The 22,393-nt window shown below is 39.8% G+C and carries 19 protein-coding genes; 8 read left to right on the top strand and 11 right to left on the bottom strand.

The genetic code is table 11. The features are described 5' to 3' along the window. From lpdA to nadC, 5 genes are all read right to left on the bottom strand, one after another. A partial coding sequence (lpdA, locus tag PSF28_RS14855; protein ID WP_272685261.1) for a dihydrolipoyl dehydrogenase occupies positions 1 to 1,372 on the bottom strand: 1,372 nt, incomplete at its 3' end. Between the two features lie 204 nt (positions 1,373 to 1,576). Then, positions 1,577 to 3,424 (bottom strand): pyruvate dehydrogenase complex dihydrolipoyllysine-residue acetyltransferase, encoded by a 1,848-nt coding sequence (gene aceF / locus PSF28_RS14850; RefSeq protein WP_272685260.1) that lies wholly within the window; start codon positions 3,422 to 3,424, stop codon positions 1,577 to 1,579. Positions 3,425 to 3,437: 13 nt separating this feature from the next. Continuing rightward, positions 3,438 to 6,104 carry a pyruvate dehydrogenase (acetyl-transferring), homodimeric type gene (gene aceE, locus PSF28_RS14845; protein ID WP_004913119.1) on the bottom strand — a complete coding sequence of 889 codons (2,667 nt, stop codon included), beginning with the start codon at positions 6,102 to 6,104 and terminating at the stop codon, positions 3,438 to 3,440. 171 nt (positions 6,105 to 6,275) lie between these two features. Continuing rightward, positions 6,276 to 7,046, bottom strand: coding sequence for a pyruvate dehydrogenase complex transcriptional repressor PdhR (pdhR, locus tag PSF28_RS14840; protein ID WP_004261987.1), 771 nt, complete (start codon positions 7,044 to 7,046; stop codon positions 6,276 to 6,278). A 726-nt stretch (positions 7,047 to 7,772) separates the two neighbouring features. Beyond that, complete coding sequence (gene nadC, locus PSF28_RS14835; protein WP_272685259.1) at positions 7,773 to 8,675, bottom strand: carboxylating nicotinate-nucleotide diphosphorylase; 903 nt, start codon at positions 8,673 to 8,675, stop codon at positions 7,773 to 7,775. Positions 8,676 to 8,782: 107 nt separating this feature from the next. Between nadC and ampD the strand changes: the two genes are divergently transcribed. The 7 genes from ampD to yacG all read left to right on the top strand — a co-directional run bounded on the left by ampD (position 8,783) and on the right by yacG (position 14,357). Beyond that, positions 8,783 to 9,325, top strand: a complete 543-nt coding sequence (gene ampD / locus PSF28_RS14830) for a 1,6-anhydro-N-acetylmuramyl-L-alanine amidase AmpD (protein ID WP_110732286.1) — start codon at positions 8,783 to 8,785, stop codon at positions 9,323 to 9,325. Between the two features lie 268 nt (positions 9,326 to 9,593). Further along, positions 9,594 to 10,019, top strand: coding sequence for a prepilin peptidase-dependent pilin (ppdD, locus tag PSF28_RS14825; protein WP_210840473.1), 426 nt, complete (start codon positions 9,594 to 9,596; stop codon positions 10,017 to 10,019). Positions 10,020 to 10,031: 12 nt separating this feature from the next. Continuing rightward, positions 10,032 to 11,432, top strand: coding sequence for an ATPase, T2SS/T4P/T4SS family (locus PSF28_RS14820; RefSeq protein WP_210840474.1), 1,401 nt, complete (start codon positions 10,032 to 10,034; stop codon positions 11,430 to 11,432). Position 11,433: 1 nt separating this feature from the next. Next, a complete protein-coding gene (locus tag PSF28_RS14815; RefSeq protein WP_272685258.1) occupies positions 11,434 to 12,621 on the top strand; it encodes a type II secretion system F family protein in 1,188 nt (395 codons plus the stop codon). Between the two features lie 149 nt (positions 12,622 to 12,770). Then, positions 12,771 to 13,376 carry a dephospho-CoA kinase gene (gene coaE / locus PSF28_RS14810; protein WP_210837418.1) on the top strand — a complete coding sequence of 202 codons (606 nt, stop codon included), beginning with the start codon at positions 12,771 to 12,773 and terminating at the stop codon, positions 13,374 to 13,376. 8 nt (positions 13,377 to 13,384) lie between these two features. Beyond that, a complete protein-coding gene (gene zapD / locus PSF28_RS14805; RefSeq protein WP_210837387.1) occupies positions 13,385 to 14,143 on the top strand; it encodes a cell division protein ZapD in 759 nt (252 codons plus the stop codon). Positions 14,144 to 14,159: 16 nt separating this feature from the next. After that, complete coding sequence (gene yacG, locus PSF28_RS14800) at positions 14,160 to 14,357, top strand: DNA gyrase inhibitor YacG (protein ID WP_004262008.1); 198 nt, start codon at positions 14,160 to 14,162, stop codon at positions 14,355 to 14,357. Positions 14,358 to 14,434: 77 nt separating this feature from the next. On the opposite strand, the gene mutT is transcribed toward yacG, so the two are convergent. The 3 genes from mutT to secM all read right to left on the bottom strand — a co-directional run bounded on the left by mutT (position 14,435) and on the right by secM (position 18,232). After that, entirely contained in the window at positions 14,435 to 14,842 is a 408-nt protein-coding gene (gene mutT / locus PSF28_RS14795; protein WP_210837388.1) for an 8-oxo-dGTP diphosphatase MutT, read from the bottom strand. 61 nt (positions 14,843 to 14,903) lie between these two features. Further along, positions 14,904 to 17,615, bottom strand: coding sequence for a preprotein translocase subunit SecA (gene secA / locus PSF28_RS14790; protein ID WP_210837389.1), 2,712 nt, complete (start codon positions 17,613 to 17,615; stop codon positions 14,904 to 14,906). An 86-nt stretch (positions 17,616 to 17,701) separates the two neighbouring features. Then, positions 17,702 to 18,232, bottom strand: a complete 531-nt coding sequence (gene secM / locus PSF28_RS14785; protein ID WP_004913160.1) for a secA translation cis-regulator SecM — start codon at positions 18,230 to 18,232, stop codon at positions 17,702 to 17,704. A gap of 75 nt (positions 18,233 to 18,307) precedes the next feature. On the opposite strand from secM, the gene PSF28_RS14780 reads away from it, so the two are divergent. Then, complete coding sequence (locus PSF28_RS14780) at positions 18,308 to 18,829, top strand: DUF721 domain-containing protein (RefSeq protein WP_210837390.1); 522 nt, start codon at positions 18,308 to 18,310, stop codon at positions 18,827 to 18,829. Positions 18,830 to 18,867: 38 nt separating this feature from the next. On the opposite strand, the gene lpxC is transcribed toward PSF28_RS14780, so the two are convergent. The 3 genes from lpxC to ftsA form a co-directional block, all read right to left on the bottom strand. Then, positions 18,868 to 19,785, bottom strand: coding sequence for a UDP-3-O-acyl-N-acetylglucosamine deacetylase (lpxC, locus tag PSF28_RS14775; protein ID WP_004262020.1), 918 nt, complete (start codon positions 19,783 to 19,785; stop codon positions 18,868 to 18,870). A 99-nt stretch (positions 19,786 to 19,884) separates the two neighbouring features. Beyond that, positions 19,885 to 21,042 (bottom strand): cell division protein FtsZ, encoded by a 1,158-nt coding sequence (gene ftsZ, locus PSF28_RS14770; protein WP_004262022.1) that lies wholly within the window; start codon positions 21,040 to 21,042, stop codon positions 19,885 to 19,887. 60 nt (positions 21,043 to 21,102) lie between these two features. Further along, on the bottom strand, positions 21,103 to 22,359 hold the full coding sequence (gene ftsA / locus PSF28_RS14765; RefSeq protein ID WP_210837392.1) for a cell division protein FtsA: 1,257 nt from the start codon (positions 22,357 to 22,359) through the stop codon (positions 21,103 to 21,105). Positions 22,360 to 22,393 lie beyond the last annotated feature (34 nt).

Here is a 22,393-nt window from a genome sequence, read left to right as displayed (position 1 = left end):
TTTCAGCAGCCATACCGATTGATTCGTACAGTGTTGGGTGAGCATGGATAGTCAATGCTAAATCTTCAGCATCACAGCCCATTTCAATTGCTAGGCCGATTTCACCCAGTAATTCACCACCGTTCACACCGACAACCGCACCACCGATAACACGGTTAGATTGCTTGTCGAAAATCAGTTTAGTCATACCTTCAGAGCAGTCAGATGCGATTGCACGGCCTGATGCTGCCCATGGGAAAGTCGCAACTTCATAGCTGATGTTTTGTTCTTTCGCTTCTTTCTCAGTTAAACCAACCCAAGCAACTTCTGGTTCAGTATAAGCGATAGATGGGATAACTTTCGGGTCAAAGTAATGTTTCAGACCAGAGATAACCTCTGCAGCAACGTGACCTTCGTGAACACCTTTGTGAGCCAACATTGGTTGACCAACGATATCACCGATAGCGAAAATGTGCGGGACGTTAGTACGCATTTGTTTATCGACATGGATAAAGCCACGATCATCAACTTCAACGCCTGCTTTGCCTGCATCTAAGTTTTTACCGTTAGGAACGCGGCCAATTGCCACTAATACAGCATCATAACGTTGTGGTTCTGCGGAAGCTTTTTTACCTTCCATAGATACGTAGATACCGTCTTCTTTCGCTTCAACAGCTGTGACTTTAGTTTCTAACAGTAGGTTGAATTTTTTACTGATTTGCTTGGTGAATACTTTAACCACATCTTTGTCAGCCGCTGGGATGACTTGGTCAAACATTTCAACCACATCAATTTGAGAACCCAGTGCATGATACACAGTTCCCATTTCTAAACCGATGATACCTCCACCCATAACCAGTAGACGCTCAGGAACTTCTTTCAGTTCTAATGCATCGGTTGAATCCCAAATACGTGGGTCTTCATGAGGAATGAATGGTAATTGAATTGGACGTGAACCCGCTGCAATAATTGCGTTATCGAAGTTGATAGTCGTGCTACCGTTTTCGCCTTCAACAACCAGTGTATTTGCACCAGTGAATTTACCTAGACCGTTAACCACGTTAACTTTACGGCCTTTCGCCATACCAGCCAGACCACCCGTCAGCTGATTGATCACTTTTTCTTTCCATAAGCGAACTTTGGAAATGTCAGTTTTTGGTTCACCAAAAACGATACCGTGTTCTGCTAAAGCTTTTGCTTCTTCGATCACTTTTGCAACATGAAGTAAAGCTTTAGAAGGGATACAACCAACGTTTAAGCAAACACCACCAAGGGTTGAATAACGTTCTACTAAAACAGTTTCTAAACCTAAGTCAGCGCAACGGAAAGCCGCAGAATAGCCTGCAGGGCCTGCACCAAGCACAACGACTTGGGCTTTAATTTCAGTACTCATCATGACCTCTTTTTGTTTTGTCCAGCGGTACTGCTGAATAAACGATCTTCCACTGGAAAAGTACACACCGAGAGCAGTTTACAGAATTGTTAACACCCTGAAAAGGCTCATTTCGTGATGTAACTCCCAACCTTTCGTAGCAGCAGCAAAAAATTCTGCCTCAGCCTAAATAAGACAGACCGGCTTATTCGCCGGTCTTATTATTTACATCACTAAACGGCGAATATCGCTCATTAATTGCCCTACTAGGGTGATGAAGCGCGCTCCATCAGCCCCATCGATGACACGGTGGTCAAAGGACAGTGACATTGGCAGGATCAGGCGAGGAACAAACTCGCTACCATTCCAAACAGGTTTCATTGAAGAACGTGACAGCCCCATAATAGCAACTTCAGGTGCGTTCACGATTGGTGCAAAACCAGTTGTACCGATACCACCAAGGCTAGAAATGGTGAAGCAGCCACCTTGCATATCAGACGCAGTCAGTTTACCTGCACGCGCTTTCTTAGAAACTTCCATCAGTTCGCGAGATAACTCTAAAATACCTTTTTTGTTAACGTCTTTGAAGACAGGAACAACGAGGCCATTTGGAGTATCAACTGCAATACCGATGTTGATATATTTTTTCAGGAACAGACGCTGCGCATCTTCAGAAATGGAGCTATTAAAGCGTGGCATTTCTTCCAGAGCACGAGCAACCGCTTTCATGACAAAAACTAATGGTGTGATTTTCACATCCAGTTTTTTCTTCTCAGCTTCTTTGTTTTGTTGCTTACGGAACTCTTCAACTTCAGTGGTATCCACTTCTTCCATCAGCGTAACGTGTGGGATCATTACCCAGTTACGGCTTAAGTTAGCGCCAGAGATTTTTTGGATACGACCCAGTTCAACTTCTTCGACTTCACCGAATTTGCTGTAATCCACTTTCGGCCATGGCAGCATACCTGGTAAACCGCCACCTGCAGCTGCAGGCGCTTCCGCACGTTTTACTGCATCTTTCACGTAAGCTTGAACGTCTTCACGCAGGATACGGCCCTTACGGCCTGTACCTTTCACTTTCGCTAAGTTAACACCAAATTCACGCGCTAAGCGGCGAATAACTGGAGTTGCATGGATGTATGCATCATTTTCAACAAATTCAGTTTTGTTGTCAGTTGCTTTAGCTGGCGCTGCTTGTGCAGGAGCTGCCGCAGGAGCCGGAGCAGACGGTTGAGCAGCTGGAGCCGCTGCTGGTGCTGCACCTGCCACTTCAAAGGTCATGATCAGCGAGCCAGTTTTCACTTTATCGCCAGTCGCAATTTTAATTTCTTTAACTGTTCCCGCAAATGGCGCTGGTACTTCCATTGAGGCTTTGTCACCTTCAACCGTAATGATTGATTGCTCAGCGGAAACAGTATCACCCACTTTGACCATCACTTCGGTAACTTCAACTTCATCGCCGCCGATGTCAGGAACATTAACATCTTTAATTGCTGAAGCGGTTGTAGCTGCTTGTGCAACAGGAGCCGCAGCAGGTGCCGCGCCTGCAACTTCAAATACCATGATCAGCGAGCCAGTTTTCACTTTATCGCCAGTCGCAATTTTGATTTCTTTGACCGTTCCAGCAAATGGCGCAGGAACTTCCATTGAGGCTTTATCACCTTCAACTGTAATTAAAGATTGCTCAGCTTCTACTTTGTCACCGACTTTAACCATGATTTCAGTAATTTCAACTTCATCGCCACCGATATCTGGTACAGCAACATCTTTAGATGCTGCTGCGCTTGGTGCAGCCGCTGGAGCCGCAGGGGCTTCTGCAGGAGCAGGCGCTGCGGCGCCCGCCTCTGCTTCGAATACCATGATTAATTTGCCTGTTGTCACTTTATCGCCAACAGCAATTTTAATTTCTTTTACCACACCCGCTTGTGGAGATGGGACTTCCATAGAAGCCTTATCACCTTCAACGGTAATAAGTGATTGCTCCGCTTCTACTTTGTCGCCAACTTTAACCATCACTTCGGTGACTTCAACTTCATCAGCACCGATATCAGGCACTTGGATTTCAATAGACATTGATTTTTACCTCTTATGCCAAACGTGGGTTAACTTTATCTGGGTTGATGTTGTATTTTTTAATCGCTTCTTCAACGACTTTTACATCAATCTCACCACGTTTAGCTAATTCACCTAACGCTGCAACGATCACATAGGATGTATCCACTTCAAAGTGGTGACGCAGGTTTTCACGACTGTCTGAACGACCGAAACCATCTGTACCCAGAACACGGTAATCACTTGCAGGAACATATGTACGAACTTGTTCTGCGAACAGTTTCATGTAGTCAGTTGATGCAACGGCTGGTGCGTCATTCATCACTTGTGCAATGTATGGAACGCGTGGTGCTTCAGATGGATGCAGCATGTTCCAACGCTCACAGTCTTGGCCATCACGAGCCAATTCAGTGAAAGAAGTCACACTATAGACATCAGAACCAATTCCATATTCTGCAGACAGAATGTCAGCGGCTTCACGCACGTGGCGCATCATAGAACCTGAACCTAACAACTGAACTTTACCTTTGCTACCTTCAACAGAAGCCAGTTTATAGATACCTTTACGGATACCTTCTTCTGCACCTTCTGGCATTGCTGGCATGTGATAGTTTTCATTCAGCGTCGTGATGTAGTAGTAAACGTTTTCTTGTTTCTCACCGTACATACGCTCTAAACCGTTTTGCATAATGACAGCAACTTCATAAGCAAATGCAGGGTCATAAGAAATACAGTTAGGGATAGTCAGTGATTGAATATGGCTATGGCCATCTTCATGCTGTAGGCCTTCACCATTCAGTGTTGTACGGCCTGAAGTACCACCGATTAAGAAACCGCGTGCTTGCTGGTCACCCGCTGCCCACATCAAGTCACCAATGCGTTGGAAACCAAACATTGAGTAGTAGATATAGAATGGGATCATTGGCAGGTTGTTAGTGCTGTATGATGTCGCAGCCGCTAACCAAGAAGAACCCGCACCCAGCTCATTGATACCTTCTTGCAGGATTTGACCTTTCGAGTCTTCTTTATAGTAAGCAACTTGCTCACGGTCTTGCGGAGTATATTGCTGACCTTTAGGACTATAGATACCGATTTGACGGAATAGGCCTTCCATACCAAATGTACGCGCTTCATCAGCGATGATTGGTACTAAACGCTCTTTGATCGATTGGTTTTTCAACATGACGTTCAGCGCACGAACGAACGCGATAGTTGTTGAAATTTCTTTAGATTGTTCTTCCAATAATTGGCTGAAATCTGCCAGTGCAGGGATATCTAATTTTTCGTCAAAGGTTGAGCGACGAGCGGGTAAATAACCACCTAACGCTTGACGGCGCTCATGCAGATATTTGTACTCTTCGGAATCTTTTTCAAACGTAATGTATGGCAGTTTTTCAATTTGCTCATCAGCAACTGGTACATTGAATTGATCACGGAAATGACGAACGCCATCCATGTTCATTTTCTTCACTTGGTGAGCAATATTTTTACCTTCTGCAGTTTCACCCATACCATAGCCTTTGATGGTTTGCGCTAAAATAACAGTTGGTTTGCCTTTAGTTTCTTGTGCTTTTTTGAATGCTGCGTACACTTTCTTCGGATCGTGACCACCACGGTTCAGAGCCCAAATTTCATCATCAGTCATATCTTTAACTAATGCTGCAGTTTCTGGGTAACGATTAAAGAAATGCTCACGTACGTATGCACCGTCACGTGATTTAAAGGTTTGGTAGTCACCGTCTAAGGTTTCGTTCATTAATTGAACAAGTTTACCGCTCGTGTCTTTACGCAGTAATTCATCCCAACGGTCGCCCCACATAACTTTGATAACTTGCCAGCCAGCACCATTAAAGATACCTTCTAGTTCATTAACAATTTTACCATTACCTGTAACTGGGCCATCTAAACGTTGCAAGTTACAGTTGATAACAAATACTAAGTTATCTAATTTATCGCGAGTGGCGATAGTAATTGCACCTTTAGATTCTGGCTCATCCATCTCACCATCACCAAGGAATGCATATACGCGCTGAGCTGATGTATCTTTCAGTCCGCGATTATCAAGGTATTTCAGGAACTTAGCTTGATAGATAGCATTAATTGGCCCCAGACCCATTGATACGGTCGGGAACTGCCAGAAGTCAGGCATTAATTTAGGGTGTGGATAAGAAGACAGACCATTTCCACCAATTTCTTGACGGAAGTTATTCATTTGCTCTTCAGTTAAGCGACCTTCCAAGAACGCACGTGCGTAAATACCTGGAGAAATGTGGCCTTGGAAGAAGACTAAGTCCCCGCCGTCATTGTTATTATGCGCGCGGAAGAAGTGGTTAAAGCACACTTCATACAAAGTTGCTGATGACTGGAAAGAAGCCATGTGGCCACCCAGCTCTAAGTCTTTTTTGGAAGCACGTAAAACAGTCATTACTGCGTTCCAACGAATTGCAGAGCGAATACGGCGCTCTAAATCCATGTTACCAGGGTATGCCGGCTCATCTTCAACAGCTATTGTGTTGATGTAATCAGAATGACCAGATGCGCCAGCGGCAATATTAACACCGCCTTTACGCGCTTCGCTTAATACCTGTTCGATAATAAACTGAGCACGATCAACACCTTCTTCACGGATGACCGATTCAATCGCCTGTAGCCAGTCGCGAGTTTCAATCGGATCCACGTCATTTTTTAACATATCTGACATGGTGTATTCCTTATCTGTTATCTATTTTATATGTTTATGTGGAGCCTATCTTCCTGCTATTTTTCCAGTTGCCGTAAAACAGCGGGAAGATAGGCCCTGATGTAGTTGCCGCTTTAACTCTCAATTAGAGTATTCACAATAATATAGACGCAGCAGTCAGGATCTATATTATTAATTCAAATCAGGATGTTGCTGTAACCGACGTAAAGAACGTTCTCTGCGAGTTTGCTCTCGGCTAATATCCAACAGTAAATCTTCGATAAAGGCTAAGTGACGATGAGAAGCTTCACGTGCCTTTTCGGGCTCTCTTGCCATTATAGCGGCAAAAATCTGTGCTCGATGTTCACTAACTGCTTTATACATTTCTTTACGGGTATATAAGAACTCAAAATTCTGACGAATATTTTGTTCTAACATCGGGATCATACAGCGCAATAGGTGCAGCAAAACGACATTATGAGCAGCTTCAGTTACAATTAATTGATATTGTAATACCGCATCTGACTCTGCTTCTAATCCACCATTTTCTTGCGCTGTCTTAATTAATTCATAGCTTTGCCGAATCCGCTCAAGATCCTCATCTGTACCACGAAGTGCCGCATAATACGCAGCAATACCTTCAAGGGCATGACGAGTTTCAAGAAGATCGAATTGAGATTCAGGATTGCCTTCAAGTAGCTGAGCTAAAGGGTCACTAAAGCTTTGCCACATTTTCTTTTGCACGAATGTTCCGCCACCTTGGCGGCGAGATAAAAGGCCTTTCGCCTCTAACGTTTGAATTGCTTCACGCACTGATGGCCGAGATACGTCAAACTGTTTTGCAAGTTCGCGCTCAGGAGGCAGCTTTTCGCCAGGGCGTAGTGTCCCTTCGAAAATAAGATGTTCGAGACGCTGCTCTATTACATCTGATAACTTTGGTTGGCGAATTTTACCGTAAGTCATAATCTGCCATATTCATGAGTGAGTAATTATTGATTACGTATTACCCAGTGTTAATTGGTAATACCAATTTATTTATGGGTTAATAAAGTAACAAAGTATTCACTATCTGTCCATAAAGACCTTGCGCTAAATCATAAAATCCTGCAAATCTTAACAATTTTTTTTAATATTTAGCATGAATTGATAACTAAATATGCAATTTGACATGACATATTTTAACATTAAAACCGACTTATTATGCTTTAAAATAGAAACTGAATCGTTAAAACAACCAATAAATTGAATTTAAATTCATTAATAGTAATTATTTAACCAAATAATGCCATTGGCAGTACTTTTTACTCATCAAGACCACAATGATGTTAATAAATCGTTAAATTCACAACCGCTTTTAAACTTAACTTAAATTCATTTGGTTAAATTACACTCAAATCTATCCCTTATCATCTTAGAATAAAGTTGATGTAGAAAATAAAATAGCGTTGTAATGTTTCAATTGATAGGTGGATAAAGGAACTGCATAATGCGCCAACTGACTAGGGGCTACAAAATATTTTGTTGTAACCCCATAAAGATTTAAATCAACACCAAGATACTGTTAGTTAACAAGTGAGCTAGATTCCTAAAACCTGCTTAACGTAAACAGCTACTCAAGATAAAGCTACATCAACAATACTATAACTTAGGATCTCAGCTGAGATAGCTTGGTGTGTCACACCATATAGCTTAATGATTTTTATCAATAAAACGCATAGATAAATCCATGGCTTTAATATGTTTGGTTAGCGCACCAACAGAAATAAAATCAACCCCTGTTTCTGCGAACTCTGTTATTGTGTCTAAAGTAACATCGCCAGAAACTTCAAGTGCAGCCTTTCCTGCCGTTAACACCACAGCTTCTTTCATCATGACTGGAGTAAAGTTATCTAACATGATGATATCCGCTTGCGCTTTTAAGGCTCGTAATAACTCATCTAAACTTTCAACTTCAATTTCTATTGGGACATCTGGATGCGCGCTACGCGCTAATTCAACAGCTCGTTCGACTGAACCAGCTGATATAATATGGTTTTCTTTTATTAAGTAGGCATCAGATAAACCTAAGCGATGGTTAAACCCACCCCCCATCAATACTGCATATTTTAAAGCAGTCCTTAAGCCTGGGATCGTTTTACGTGTATCAAGTAACTTCGCTCTTGTACCTGCGATTTGTTTTACATATTCAGCAGTTATACTTGAAACAGAAGAAAGCGTTTGAATGAAATTCAAAGAGGTGCGCTCACCTGTTAGTAAAATTTGTGATGGCCCCTGCATCTCACAGAGAACTTGGTTAGGGGTAACGGTTTCACCATCTTGAACTTTCCAATCAATTTTGACTTGCCCGCCAAGTTGAAGAAAGACCTCATCTAACCATTGCTTCCCACAAAAAACGCCATGTTCGCGGGTAATAATTCGAGCACTCGCTTGCGCATCTATGTTTAACAGCTGACCAGTGATATCTTTTTTATAATCAATAGACTGACCTAAATCTTCTTTCAAAGCCACACTGACCATAAAAGGAATATCAATTTGTAACCGCTCAAAAAGCATTTCACGTCTTCGCTGTTCATCATATCGCCGTATCGTCATTTTTAACTCCAAAATATGCACTCGCTTTGTTTCATCTATGCTAATCTTTTCGTATGCAGATAACGAGTGTTAACAAAAAAAGAAAAGAGAATACTATGGATAACGATATGAAAATACACAATGGTTGGCTAAATAATGTGACTCATATCCCTTCTCCACATCATGATGAGCGCCCCACGAATACCATACCTTCTCTGTTAGTCATTCATAATATCAGCCTTCCACCTGGCCAATTTGGTGGCCCTTATATAAATCAATTATTTACAGGGACTTTAAACCCTGATGAACACCCATTTTTTAATGAAATTAAACATCTTCGCGTTTCAGCTCATTGCTTAATACGCCGTGACGGCACCATCATTCAGTATGTCCCCTTTCATTTACGAGCTTGGCATGCTGGGCAGTCTTCCTACCAAGGCCAAGAAAAATGTAACGATTTTTCTATTGGTATTGAACTAGAAGGCACTGATTTTGAGCCATTTACCGAAGTACAATATCAATCCCTTACTTATTTAACTAATTTACTTATAATTGAGTATCCACTAATTAAAAATAATATTACCGGCCACAGTAATATTGCTCCTGGTCGCAAAACAGATCCTGGCCCATTTTTTGATTGGACACATTATAAAAGTAAACTAAATAATTAATGATTGAATTATTGCTCCGGGTAATATCTCTATTGATCTTACCCGTGAATACAAAACAGGCGCATTTATCTTCACTTAATTTATCAACAAATCCCACTTTCTATTTTATCTTTATTATTTATTGCGAAGCTGCTCGAATAAAAATGCAATCTAATTTATTTTTCAATAAACATTTACAAAGTGCTTCGCACTGCTTTTTTTAACCTCTAACTTTAACTAAAAAATCTAATTATGATAAAACCTCACTTAACAACGGAGGTTTTTATTAATGAATCAACAAGGATTTTCACTCATTGAAATTATGGTAGTAATCGCAATTATATCAATTCTAAGTGCTATTGCGATCCCTGGCTATCAAAGCTATATGCAAAAAGCAGCAATTACCGATGTACTCCAGACCGTTATTCCTTATAAGAACAGTATAGAAATATGCAGTTTTAATCGAGGAAACTTATTACAATGTAATGGAGGTAATGATGACATTCCTACCAATATAACGGGGAAATATATTAGTAAAATAGAAGTTAAATCTGGGGTTATTACGTTTTCTACTGATAAATCATTATCAGATTTAAAAGTCACATTAACACCAACCCTTCCAACCTTAGATAAACCCTTTAATTGGGCAGTTGTTTGCGAAAATAAAACTAATGCTAACTTAAAATCATTATGTGAAAAAACATTTATCTTTTAATTGGGAATATTTATGAATATAACCAAAAATGACCAATTTATTTATAAAGAACTTAAAAGTTTATGCGATAGAAACTACATTATAATCATCGATTATAATCAAAAAAGGTTATCTATCGCTGTTGTTAAAAAACCAGATGATAACTTAATAGCCACATTGAAATTTATTGCTAGTGTCCCTGTTTGTTATGACATTTGGCCAAAAGAAAAAATAGACCATTATTTTAATAACACAGCACATGAAATAAATGAGGAGGAAACAAATTATCAATCACAAGAGCCTGAACTATTAAACACGTCATCACCGGCTATTAATTTCGTTGAAGAATTATTAAAAACAGCGGTTCATAAACGCTCATCTGATATACACCTTGAGCCAACCAAACAGGGGTTAAAAATTAGATTACGTGTAGATGGGAAGCTATATTTTATTTCTTCTCCCCCTTATGAAATTAATAGTGAGATCATTGCTCGTATAAAAATACTTGCAAAAATGAATATTGCGGAAAAAAGGCTTCCACAAGATGGTCAAATGAATTGGTACTTTGACGGACAAAATTATAGCATTCGCCTTTCGAGTATTCCGACCATTCATGGTGAAAAGTTAGTCTTACGTATTTTGAATACGCAATTAAAATATTCTTTAGAGCACATAGGGATGTGCTCTTCCCTTCTTGAGCGGTTAAAAGAATATTTAAATCGTCCACAAGGATTAATTTTAGTCACAGGGCCAACAGGAAGTGGTAAAACAGTAACACTTTATAGTTATCTAGAATATTTAAATCAATCCTCAAGAAATATAACAACCATTGAGGACCCTATTGAAATCCCCCTACAAGGGATCAACCAAACCCAAGTCAATGAAAAATACAAACTTAATTTTTCTTTTATTTTGAGGGCACTTCTACGGCAAGACCCTGATGTTATTATGATTGGTGAAATCCGTGATGAAGAAACTGCTAAGATTGCGACCCGAGCGGCTCAAACTGGTCATCTAGTTTTGTCAACATTGCACACCAATTGTACAATTAGTGCTATAGAGCGAATGAATCAATTGGGGATAGAAAATAGTCAACTTAAATCCTGTTTAAAAATGGTTATTGCACAGAGGTTGGTACGAAAACTTTGCCCTCACTGCAAAGAAACAATACCTACAAAAACTGAATTGCATAATAACCATATAATCAATGAATGGTCCTCAAAAGGCTGTGAGCTTTGTTTTTCTGGTTTTATGGGAAGAACTGCAATTTATGAATACATAGATCAAAGCAATATCTGTGAAATCCTTAAAAATAATACATTAGAAAACCAAAATAATTTTGTTAGCCTTTTTAATGCAGGTATAGAATGCGTTGAAATGGGTGAAACCACGCTTCAAGAAATCTATTCTATTATCGGAAATGGAGTAAATTAACATGTTTATTTATTCATATATCGCCATTGATTTTAAAAATCAATTAAAACACAGTACACTAGTAGCAAAAAGTAAAAAACATGCTTTTATCAACATATCTGAAAGAAATTTAATTCCTATACAAATAAAATTAAAAACATTATTTACATTAGATAAGAAAAACATTAATTATCGAATTCATTTTTTTCATCAATTATCTTTATTATCATCATCAGGTATTAACCTAATACAATGTTTAAAAATATTGCATACTAACTGCCCCCTTCCCTTTTGGACTGATATCATTGAAAATTCAATAATCCATATTGAAAAGGGAGAGAAATTTTCACAATATTTAAAACAATATCCTACCATCTTTAATGACACAGTAATCAGTATTATTAGCATTGCCGAGAAAACAGGGCAGTACGAGGAAAGCTTTAGTACAATCAATTCAATTTTAGAGCATAACAATAAAGTATCTTTACTCATCAATAAATCGACACGATACCCAATAATTCTATCATCTTTTTCTATAATATTATTAGTCATTATGATGACCTATGTTGTTCCCCAATTTGAAAGTATCTATCAAAATGTTAGACACGAACTACCACTCATTACAAAAACTATAACTTTCATATCAAGTTTCCTAAGGGAATATTTACCCTACTTACTTAGTCTTATTCTATTTTTATTACCTTTCATATTTAAATACAAGGAAAAGGCACTGACCTTATTAAAAAAAACAATAATGCATTTACCTATATTAAAAAAATCATTACAACTTCATAATTTAAGTTTATATTTTTTAACGATGCATTCAACTATTAATGTAGGGTTATCATTATCTGAATGCTTAAAGTGCGCTATTCAAACCATTAATAATAATCAATATAACAAAGACTGCAAACACGTACATATGTCGGTACATAAAGGAGAATTACTCTCCTATGCTATGAGGCAAACTAAGTTTTTTCCTGATTTAGCTGTACAGCTAATGTCTATTGCTGAAGAATCTGGAAAAATACACTATTTTTCCAATTATTTATTCAAATATTATTCAGAACAATATATTTTCATTACCGAAAAAAACCTAAAAAATCTTGAACCCATTTTACTCGTTTTAATTGCTATACTCGTGGGTATCGTCATGCTAGCAATGTATCTACCTATATTTAATTTAGGTAATGTTATAACTGAGTTATAAATAATTTAAGATAGATATTATATTTTTTCTTTAAGATATAATATATCGATTTGTTTTTTAACCTATTCACAGTAATATTACTTTGGGTGAAGACAAATGATTTATTTCAGTGTAATCTGTTTTTTTTCAACGAGTAAATGAATAATCATATGCCTTATATAGTTGCTTTAACAGGTGGTATTGGAAGTGGTAAAACAACTGTTGCAAACGAGTTTGCTAAACTTGGGGTTCCCCTAGTTGATGCGGATGTGATTGCACGACAAGTTGTTGAGCCTAACAGCCCAGCTCTAGAAAGCATTACACGCCACTTCGGTAAGGATGTCATTCTTCCCAACGGGGCGCTAAATAGGCAGCGCTTAAGAGAAATTGTTTTTTCCAAACCCGATGAAAAAAAATGGCTGAATTCTCTGCTTCATCCATTGATCCAACAAGAAACGCAAAAACAATTTCAACAAATAAATTATCCTTATGTATTATGGGTAGTCCCTTTATTAATTGAAAATAATATTCATCATTTGGCAGATAGGGTATTAGTTGTTGATGTTACTGTTGAAGAACAAATTCAACGAACTCTAAAAAGAGATAAGACCAGTTTAGAACAAGTTACTAATATACTTAATGCACAAGTCAGCCGTGAAAAACGACTTGATTATGCGAATGATATAATAACAAACTATTCTCATGACACGGATCTCTCAGACAAGGTAGCCGCTTTTCATAACCAGTACTTAACACTAGCAAAAATAAAAAAATAGGAATTAAAATGGGCGAATTAATTGCAACAAATTTTATTACTTATGAATACCCAATGAATGAAAAAATTCGTTCGTGGTTGCGCCTTGAAACACTTGTATCTCAAATTTATGAGCTAAGTAATATTACTTCCTACTCTACTGGTATTGCCTTTTTTCGTTCTGTTTCAGAATTAATTGAAATCCTTGATAGAGGAGAAGTACGTTCTGAACTCATGAAAGAGCTAGAAAAACAACGAGTTCAATTAGCTAATTGGGCCGAGGCTCCTAATGCCGATAACCAATTAATTTCTACATTGCTGGAACAGTTATCTGATACAACTTCCAAATTGATGTCAGCCTCACGTTTTGGTCACCATTTACGAACAGATAAAATTATTAGTATGGTGCGCCAACGGTTAAGCATCCCTGGTGGCTGCTGTGGCTTCGACCTCCCCACTTTACAGCTTTGGTTAAATATTCCACAAATTGAAAGAAATAAAACCATCAATGGATGGCTGCAAAGCCTTGACCCTCTGAATAATGCATTAAAAACAGTCCTCACATTAATTCGTCAAAGTGGCAATTTTGAGGTAAAAGAATCTCATAATGGTTTTTATCAAGATAACGTCGAGGGCAAAGAGTTACTGCGTATCAAATTACCAATTGAACACCTCATTTACCCACAAATTTCAGGTCATAAAACACGATTTGCTTTACGCTTTCTACATATCGACAGTGAGAATGGTATACTTCCAGATGTAATTAGTTTTGAGTTATCCTGTTGCTAGCTAGAGATAGATATTTATGAGTGAAATCATTGAAGTAAACTGCCCAACATGTAAAAAGATAGTTGTTTGGAATGAAAACAGCCCTTTCCGCCCATTTTGCAGTAAGCGTTGTCAACTTATTGACCTTGGTGAGTGGGCTAGTGAGGAAAAAAGAATTGCTAGTCAAGGGGATATCTCTGACAGCGATGACTGGAGTGAACAACCAGATAAATAAAACGTTAAGTCGCCACACAGTAAATTAAGTGGAAAATATATCATTGTGTATTTTCCACTTAATATCGATATCTGCTATTAAGCTGATTCACTTCTCTGCGTTAATAAATCGACAATAATACGGTTTGCCGGTGGGAACTCATCAGCAATAAGGTCATGTTGACAAACCCAACGCGAATCTTGCCCTTCTTTACCGTACGGTTCATTTTCCCACACAGGAACGATAAAAAAATAAAGCGTAATGAAACGGTCATCAAACTCATGATCAACGCGATGAAATAACTCGCTCTTAGTCACTACAATTCCGACTTCTTCTTCAAGCTCACGAATTAATGCCGCTTCAGGTGATTCATTAATCTCAAGTTTTCCACCTGGAAATTCCCAAAAGCCAGCCATATGCGTGCCTTCAGGGCGTTTAGTAATAAAAATTTGTTGCTGGGAATTACGAATAATTCCAGCCGCGATATGCAAATGTTTTTTTTCCATAATTTTTTCGTCAAAAAGGCGGGTTACCCCGCCTTTTTTATATTAATGAGTTAATAATAAATTAATTTAAGCGACCGTGACATTGCTTGTATTTTTTACCTGAGCCACAAGGACAAGGGTCATTGCGACCAATTTTATGACCTTGAGTTGCTATTTTAGCTTCAGTTTCAGTCATTAAAGATTCAGCACCCGCTTCATGGCTTAATTGTTGCCTTTTCGCTAAACGCTCAGCTTCTTCACGACGCTGTTGCTCTAATGCTTCAACCTCTTCAGGTAAACGAACTTGTACCTTAGATAGAGTACTAATCACTTCATATTTCAATGCTTCAAGCATGTTCGCAAACATACTGAAAGATTCACGTTTGTATTCTTGTTTAGGATCTTTTTGCGCATAGCCACGCAAATGAATGCCTTGGCGTAAGTAATCCATTGACGCTAAGTGCTCTTTCCATAATGTGTCTAATGTTTGCAACATGACACCTTTTTCGAAATTACGCATCGCTTCTGCGCCAACAATTTCTTCTTTACGATCATAAACTTCAATCGCTTTCGCCATAATACGTTCACGCAATGTTTCTTCGTGTAACTCTGGCTCTTTATCTAACCACTCTTTGATTGGTAAGTCGAGGTCAAAATCATTGACTAAACGTTGGTGTAACCCTTCGATGTCCCACATTTCTTCAAGTGATTGAGGTGGAATATAGGCATCCATCGTAGTGGTTAATACATCTTCACGGATACTATCAACCGTTTCTTTAATATCACCGCCATCCAGTAATTCATTACGCTGAGTATAAATCGCACGACGTTGGTCACTTGCAACATCATCATATTCAAGTAATTGTTTACGGATATCAAAGTTACGGCTTTCAACTTTACGTTGTGCATTAGCAATAGCTTTGGTCACCCATGGGTGCTCAATAGCTTCACCTGGCTTCATACCTAACTTTTTCATCATTCCTGTAACGCGGTCTGAGGCAAAAATACGCATCAGCGCATCTTCCATTGATAGGTAAAAACGAGATGAACCCGCATCCCCTTGACGCCCCGCACGGCCACGTAACTGGTTATCGATACGACGTGACTCATGACGCTCAGTACCAATAATATGTAAACCACCTGCGGCTAAAACAGCATCATGGCGAACTTTCCAGTTTGCTTTGATTTCATCAATTTGCTCTTGAGTTGGTTCTTCTAGCGCTGCAACTTCAGTTTGCCAGCTACCACCTAACATAATGTCAGTACCACGGCCAGCCATGTTAGTTGCGATCGTTACTGCACCCGCTTGACCTGCATTTGCAATGATATCCGCTTCCATTGCATGGAATTTTGCATTCAAAACGTTGTGAGCAATTTTAGCTTTTTTCAAAGCATTAGAAATTAATTCAGATTTTTCGATAGAAATCGTACCAACAAGAACCGGTTGCCCATTGGCGGTTCTCTCACGAATATCTTCAATAATTGCCGCAAACTTATCCGCTTCGTTCATATAAACGAGGTCAGGTAAGTCTTTACGGACCATTGGACGATTAGTTGGGATAACAATTGTATCAAGTTTATAAATTGAGCTAAACTCAAATGCTTCGGTATCCGCAGTCCCCGTCATACCTGCAAGTTTTTCATATAAACGGAAATAGTTCTGGAAAGTAATTGAAGCCAAGGTTTGGTTTTCATTTTGAATTTCAACCCCTTCTTTTGCTTCAACCGCTTGGTGTAAGCCATCAGACCAACGACGCCCTTCCATTGTACGCCCCGTATGTTCGTCAACAATGACAATTTGGCCGTCTTTTACAATATAATCAACGTCTAAGGTAAACAATGCGTGAGCACGTAAGCCTGCCATTACATGGTGCATTAACATGATGTTAGAAGGTGAATATAAAGATTCTCCTTCATCCATTAGGCCTTCTTTTGCGAGAAGTTCTTCGATTAATACTAGTCCACGTTCTGTTATGGTCACTTGACGTGCTTTTTCATCGACAGAGAAATGACCTTCCCCTTGGAAAGTATCTGAATCTTCTTTCTCTTGTCGTTGCAAATATGGAATAAGTTTATCTACTTTTTGGTACAGTTCAGAACTGTCTTCTGCAGGACCTGAGATAATCAGCGGTGTACGTGCTTCATCGATAAGAATTGAGTCGACCTCATCCACCAAAGCATAATGCAGTTTACGCTGAACACGCTCTTCAGGGCTAAATGCCATGTTGTCACGTAAGTAGTCAAAACCAAATTCATTGTTAGTTCCGTAAGTAATATCTGCCGCATACGCTTCACGTTTTGCAGGTGGAGCCATACCTGGCAGGTTGATACCCACAGTTAAACCTAAGAATTCAAATAATGGACGGTTATTCTCAGCATCACGCTTAGCTAAGTAGTCATTCACCGTAACTACGTGAACGCCTTTGCCACTTAATGCATTGATATAAGCTGGTAATGTTGCCGTTAATGTTTTACCTTCCCCCGTACGCATTTCTGCGATACAGCGTTCATTCAGTACCATCCCACCGATAAGCTGTACATCAAAGTGACGCATACCAAATACACGTTTACTTGCTTCGCGAACAGTTGCAAATGCCTCAGGAATGATGCTTTCTAAACTTTCACCTTTCGTTAAACGCTCACGGAACTCCACCGTTTTTGCTTTTAGTTCATCATCAGATAACTTTTCGAAATCGGGTTCAAGACGATTAATTTTTTCAACTTCTTTACGTAAACGGCGCAGCGTACGGTCATTACGACTACCAAAAACTTTAGTCAAAATCTTTGTTAACATATTTTAATCTCTAATAATAAATTAATTGTTTTAAATTTTATGGCGCAAGACAGCACAGCAATAAGCTGGCTTGCCATCAATGAAGATTAAGCTGTTAACGGGCCGGCACGAATGCCGTGGACTTGGGCAATCCAAATTGCAGGTTGGTAGGCAATAATATGGGGATAGTTATAATGACTAAATTGGATAACACTTTCATCCCACTGAAGTGAACGCTGTGCTAACATGGCATACAACGTATCTAGCATCAACTGTGGGACAATAAGCTTTTCAGTCTCTTCTGCTGCCGTGTTTACATCATCGTCTTCCGTTGCCGAAAAAGCAAAAGTAAGCTGCCGAATGACATTCCTTACTGCATGTTGCTGCCAGTAATTAACTGAATAGGATGACGATGATGATGAAGAGCGCTGAGAATTCTGTTGAGAAAATAAATTGTCAAAGGCATTAACAGCTTGGCTCTGGCGATTAACGGGGGAAGAGTTAACCTGTGTGTGTTGAGATTCTGATAACGCATTTAAAATTGTAGGCAAGCCGACACCCGTGGCAACCACACCTAATAGCAGGTGGGACCAAAAGTATTTTCTTCCGAGTTGTCGCCAAAAATTTAAAATGCCCATCAAACTCTTATATAATGAATAAGTGACAAAATTATTATTTGTAATTCGTTGTTTCATTCTCAGCCGGAGCTAAAAATGAGAGATAGTCATCCACAAGCACTTTTTGATGTTCTTGAAGGATCATTAGCAACATCATCGAACACTTTACAAACTATTCAGCGTAATGCAAAAGCGATTATCAAACTAAATCGTACTGTAAAAGGGTTACTACCGGCTGAAATCAAACCCATGTGCCGTGTTGCAAACTACCGTAATAATATTATGGTCATTGAAGTGGCAAATGCCAGTTGGATGACCCGACTTAATTACGAAAAACTCAATCTTCTTTCTGCATTAAGAACGTCCATTCTACCATCTTTATCTTCTATCGACATCAGAATCAATCCAGATCTTATGCGAAAATCGAGGCAAAATAGCTCAGTAACTAAGCAAACGGCCTCGATGAGTCAAAAAATGAACGAGCGCCAGATAAGCACACAAACCGCACAAGCACTTTTGAAATTAGCAGAGAATAGCCCGAAAGGATTAAAAGAAAGATTTGAGCGGCTGGCTGCACTAGCCGGAGAGAGTACTAGTGCAACCAACAGAAAGGGCTAACTTCGATTAGCTTTCGAAGATAGCTGCATAATTAAGTCTTATGCAAACACCGTTGAAGGTGCTTTAAATGCAACAGGCAATTGAGCTTCGTCTTCAAATGTGACGAGATCCCAAGCTGATTCTTTCGCTAAAACTGCTTGTAACAGCTTGTTATTCAAAGCGTGGCCTGATTTAAATGCGGTGAACGCACCAATAATGTTATGCCCACACATGAATAAATCACCAATTGCATCCAACATTTTGTGACGAACGAATTCATCTTCAAAACGTAAACCATCTTCGTTAAGTACTTTATAGTCATCAACAACGATGGCGCAGTCAAAACTACCGCCTAAGCACAAGCCTTTTGATTGCAGATATTCAATATCACGCATAAAGCCAAAAGTACGCGCACGGCTAATTTGATTTACAAATGATTCCGCTGAGAAATCAAGTGAGTAGCGTTGTGTGCTACTATCAATCGCTGGATGCTGAAAATCAATTGTGAAATCAAGGCTAAACCCATTATAAGGTCGCATTTCAGCCCATTTATCACCATCTTCAACACGTACTGTTTCTTTTATACGTAAAAATTTCTTAGCACAATTTAATTCTTCAATACCGCCATCAAGCAGTAAGAATACAAATGGTGCGGCACTGCCATCCATAATAGGGATTTCAGGCGCATTGACTTCAATAACAATGTTATCGATACCTAACCCTGCTAAGGCAGCATTCAAATGCTCAACAGTCGAAATACGCACGTTATCTTCATTCACTAAGCAAGTACATAACATGGTGTCACGAACTGATTTCGCATCTGCCGGAAAATCGACCGGTGGATTAAGGTCAGTACGACGGTAGATGACCCCGGTATTGGCCGGCGCTGGACGTAATGTAAGCGTAACTTTCTTGCCGGTATGTAAACCAACACCAGTCGCTGTAATAATACGTTTTAGTGTCCGTTGTTTGATCATCGTATTTTTCTCGCAATGTTATAAGTCCTACTGATCATCATACAAGATAATCAGTAGGAAATTTTAGCACAAAAAGCGGAGAAACCAATATAAATAAAATTAATCGGCCTGCTTACGCAAGAACGCAGGAATATCAAGATAATCTGGTTCTTTATTTGTTTGCGTATTTTGGTCGTTGACCGCTTTAGCCGCTGGCTTCTCTTCTGTTAATGAAGACATGCTATTTTGCATTTGCTGATAGCGCTGTTCCATTGACGCCTGCTGAGACATCTTGTTGCTAACTAAAGTAATTTCTGGACGTTTGTCCATTCCAATACCTGTAGCAACAACAGTGACACGCAGTTCTTCGTGCATTTCTGGGTCAAGGGATGTACCGATTACCACCGTTGCATTATCAGATGCGAAGGCACGAATAGTGTTACCTACCGTTTCAAACTCATCTAAACGCAGGTCGAAACCAGCCGTGATATTAACTAATACACCACGTGCGCCAGACAGGTCGATATCTTCAAGTAGTGGACTAGAAATAGCCATTTCCGCCGCTTCTTCTGCTCTATCTTCACCACGAGCAACACCTGACCCCATCATTGCGTAGCCCATTTCTGACATCACAGTACGCACATCAGCAAAGTCTACGTTCATTAAACCAGGGCGAGTAATCAGCTCAGCGATACCCTGTACTGCACCTTTTAGTACGTCATTTGCCGCACCGAAAGCATCCAGTAATGAGATACCACGACCAAGTACTTTTAATAATTTATCATTTGGGATAGTGATCAATGAGTCAACATGTTTTGACAACTCAGTGATACCCGCTTCTGCGAATGCCATGCGCTTTTTACCTTCGAAATTGAAAGGCTTAGTCACAACAGCAACTGTCAGAATACCCAATTCTTTGGCAACTTCGGCAACAACCGGAGCTGCACCAGTCCCTGTACCGCCGCCCATACCCGCTGCGATAAAGACCATATCTGCGCCATCTAAAGCATTACGCAGCGCCTCACGGTCTTCTTCAGCGGCATTACGGCCGACTTCAGGGTTTGCACCCGCACCCAGACCTTTGGTAATACCTGTACCGATCTGGATAGTTTGTCCAACTGCGGTTTTACGCAGCGCCTGTGCGTCTGTATTGACAGCGAAGAACTCAACGCCTTCAATACGTTCACGCACCATGTGTTCAACGGCGTTGCCGCCGCCGCCGCCAACGCCGATGACTTTAATCACCGCATCGTTGGTTAGCTCCATTGGTTCAAACATAATGTCTCTCCGTTTTGTGCTTACTACTTTTGAAGCTAATAATATGCTTCTTTATCAAAATTAAAATTCTTTTCTCAGCCAGCTAGTCACTTTACTGAACCAACCGCTAACTGATGCACGTTTTTCTGTCTCGGTATCATCGCCTAGATGGCTTTCTTTACCGTAATGCAGAAGCCCTACTGCTGTTGAGTAATATGGCTCCTGCGCATAATCCGTTAAGCCTGTAATGTTGAGCGGTGTACCAATTCGGACTTGCGTATGAAACACTTTTTGCGCACATTCAACTAGACCATCAATTTGTGCGGCTCCACCTGTCAACACGATACCAGCAGCCAAATGGTGTTTGACACCTTGTTGACGCAACTGTTCCTGTAAATTTAAAATTTCTTCATTTACTAAGTTTAACAGCTCAGTATACCTTGGCTCGATCACTTCTGCTAAGGTTTGACGCTGTAAACTTCTTGGTGGTCGCCCACCAACACTTGGTACTTCGACGGTTTCATCTTTACTGACGATAGAACCGACTGCACAACCATGGCGAACTTTAATGGCTTCTGCATCACTGGGTGGTGTTCCAAACGCATATGCGATGTCACTTGTCACCACATTGCCTGCATATGGAATCACTTTCGTATGGCGTAAAGCCCCGCCAGTATAAACCGCCATGTCCATTGTGCCGCCACCGATATCGACGACACATACACCTAATTCACGTTCATCTTCCGTTAAAACGCTATAACTTGCAGCGAGACCGGCAAAAATAAGCTGATCAACTTTTAACCCACAACGTTCAACGGCTTTGACGATATTCTTCGCCATATCGTTATGGCAGGTGATCAAATGAACTTTTGCTTGCATACGTACACCCGATAGACCAACTGGGTTTTTAATCCCTTCTTGGTAATCTATTGCAAATTCCTGTGGTATTACGTGCAAAATTCTGTGTTCATCACGTACACGTACCGATTTTGCTGTATGCACAACACTGTCAACATCTTCTTGCGTCACTTCTTCTTCTGAAACTGGCACCATACCAATCTCATTTTGACAACTGACGTGCTTACCCGATAGTGCAAGGTAAACCGATGAAATTTGGCAATCGGCCATTAATTCGGCCTGATCAATGGCTCTTTGTACACATTTTACCACTGATTCAAGGTCGTTTACGCCACCTTTGTCCATTCCACGAGATGGACAACTTCCCACCCCAATAATATTAACCATACCATCGGGCAGAATTTCGCCAACAAGGGCTGATACCTTGGAAGTTCCAATTTCAAGGCCTACCACTAATTTTCTGTCCGTTGCTTTAATCATTTTTTCTGCCTAATTTTTGTTATTAGTCATCGTC

The organism is Providencia sp. PROV130, from assembly GCF_028482225.1.
Classification (GTDB): domain Bacteria; phylum Pseudomonadota; class Gammaproteobacteria; order Enterobacterales; family Enterobacteriaceae; genus Providencia; species Providencia rettgeri.
This window is presented reverse-complemented; position numbering and strand designations above follow the sequence as displayed.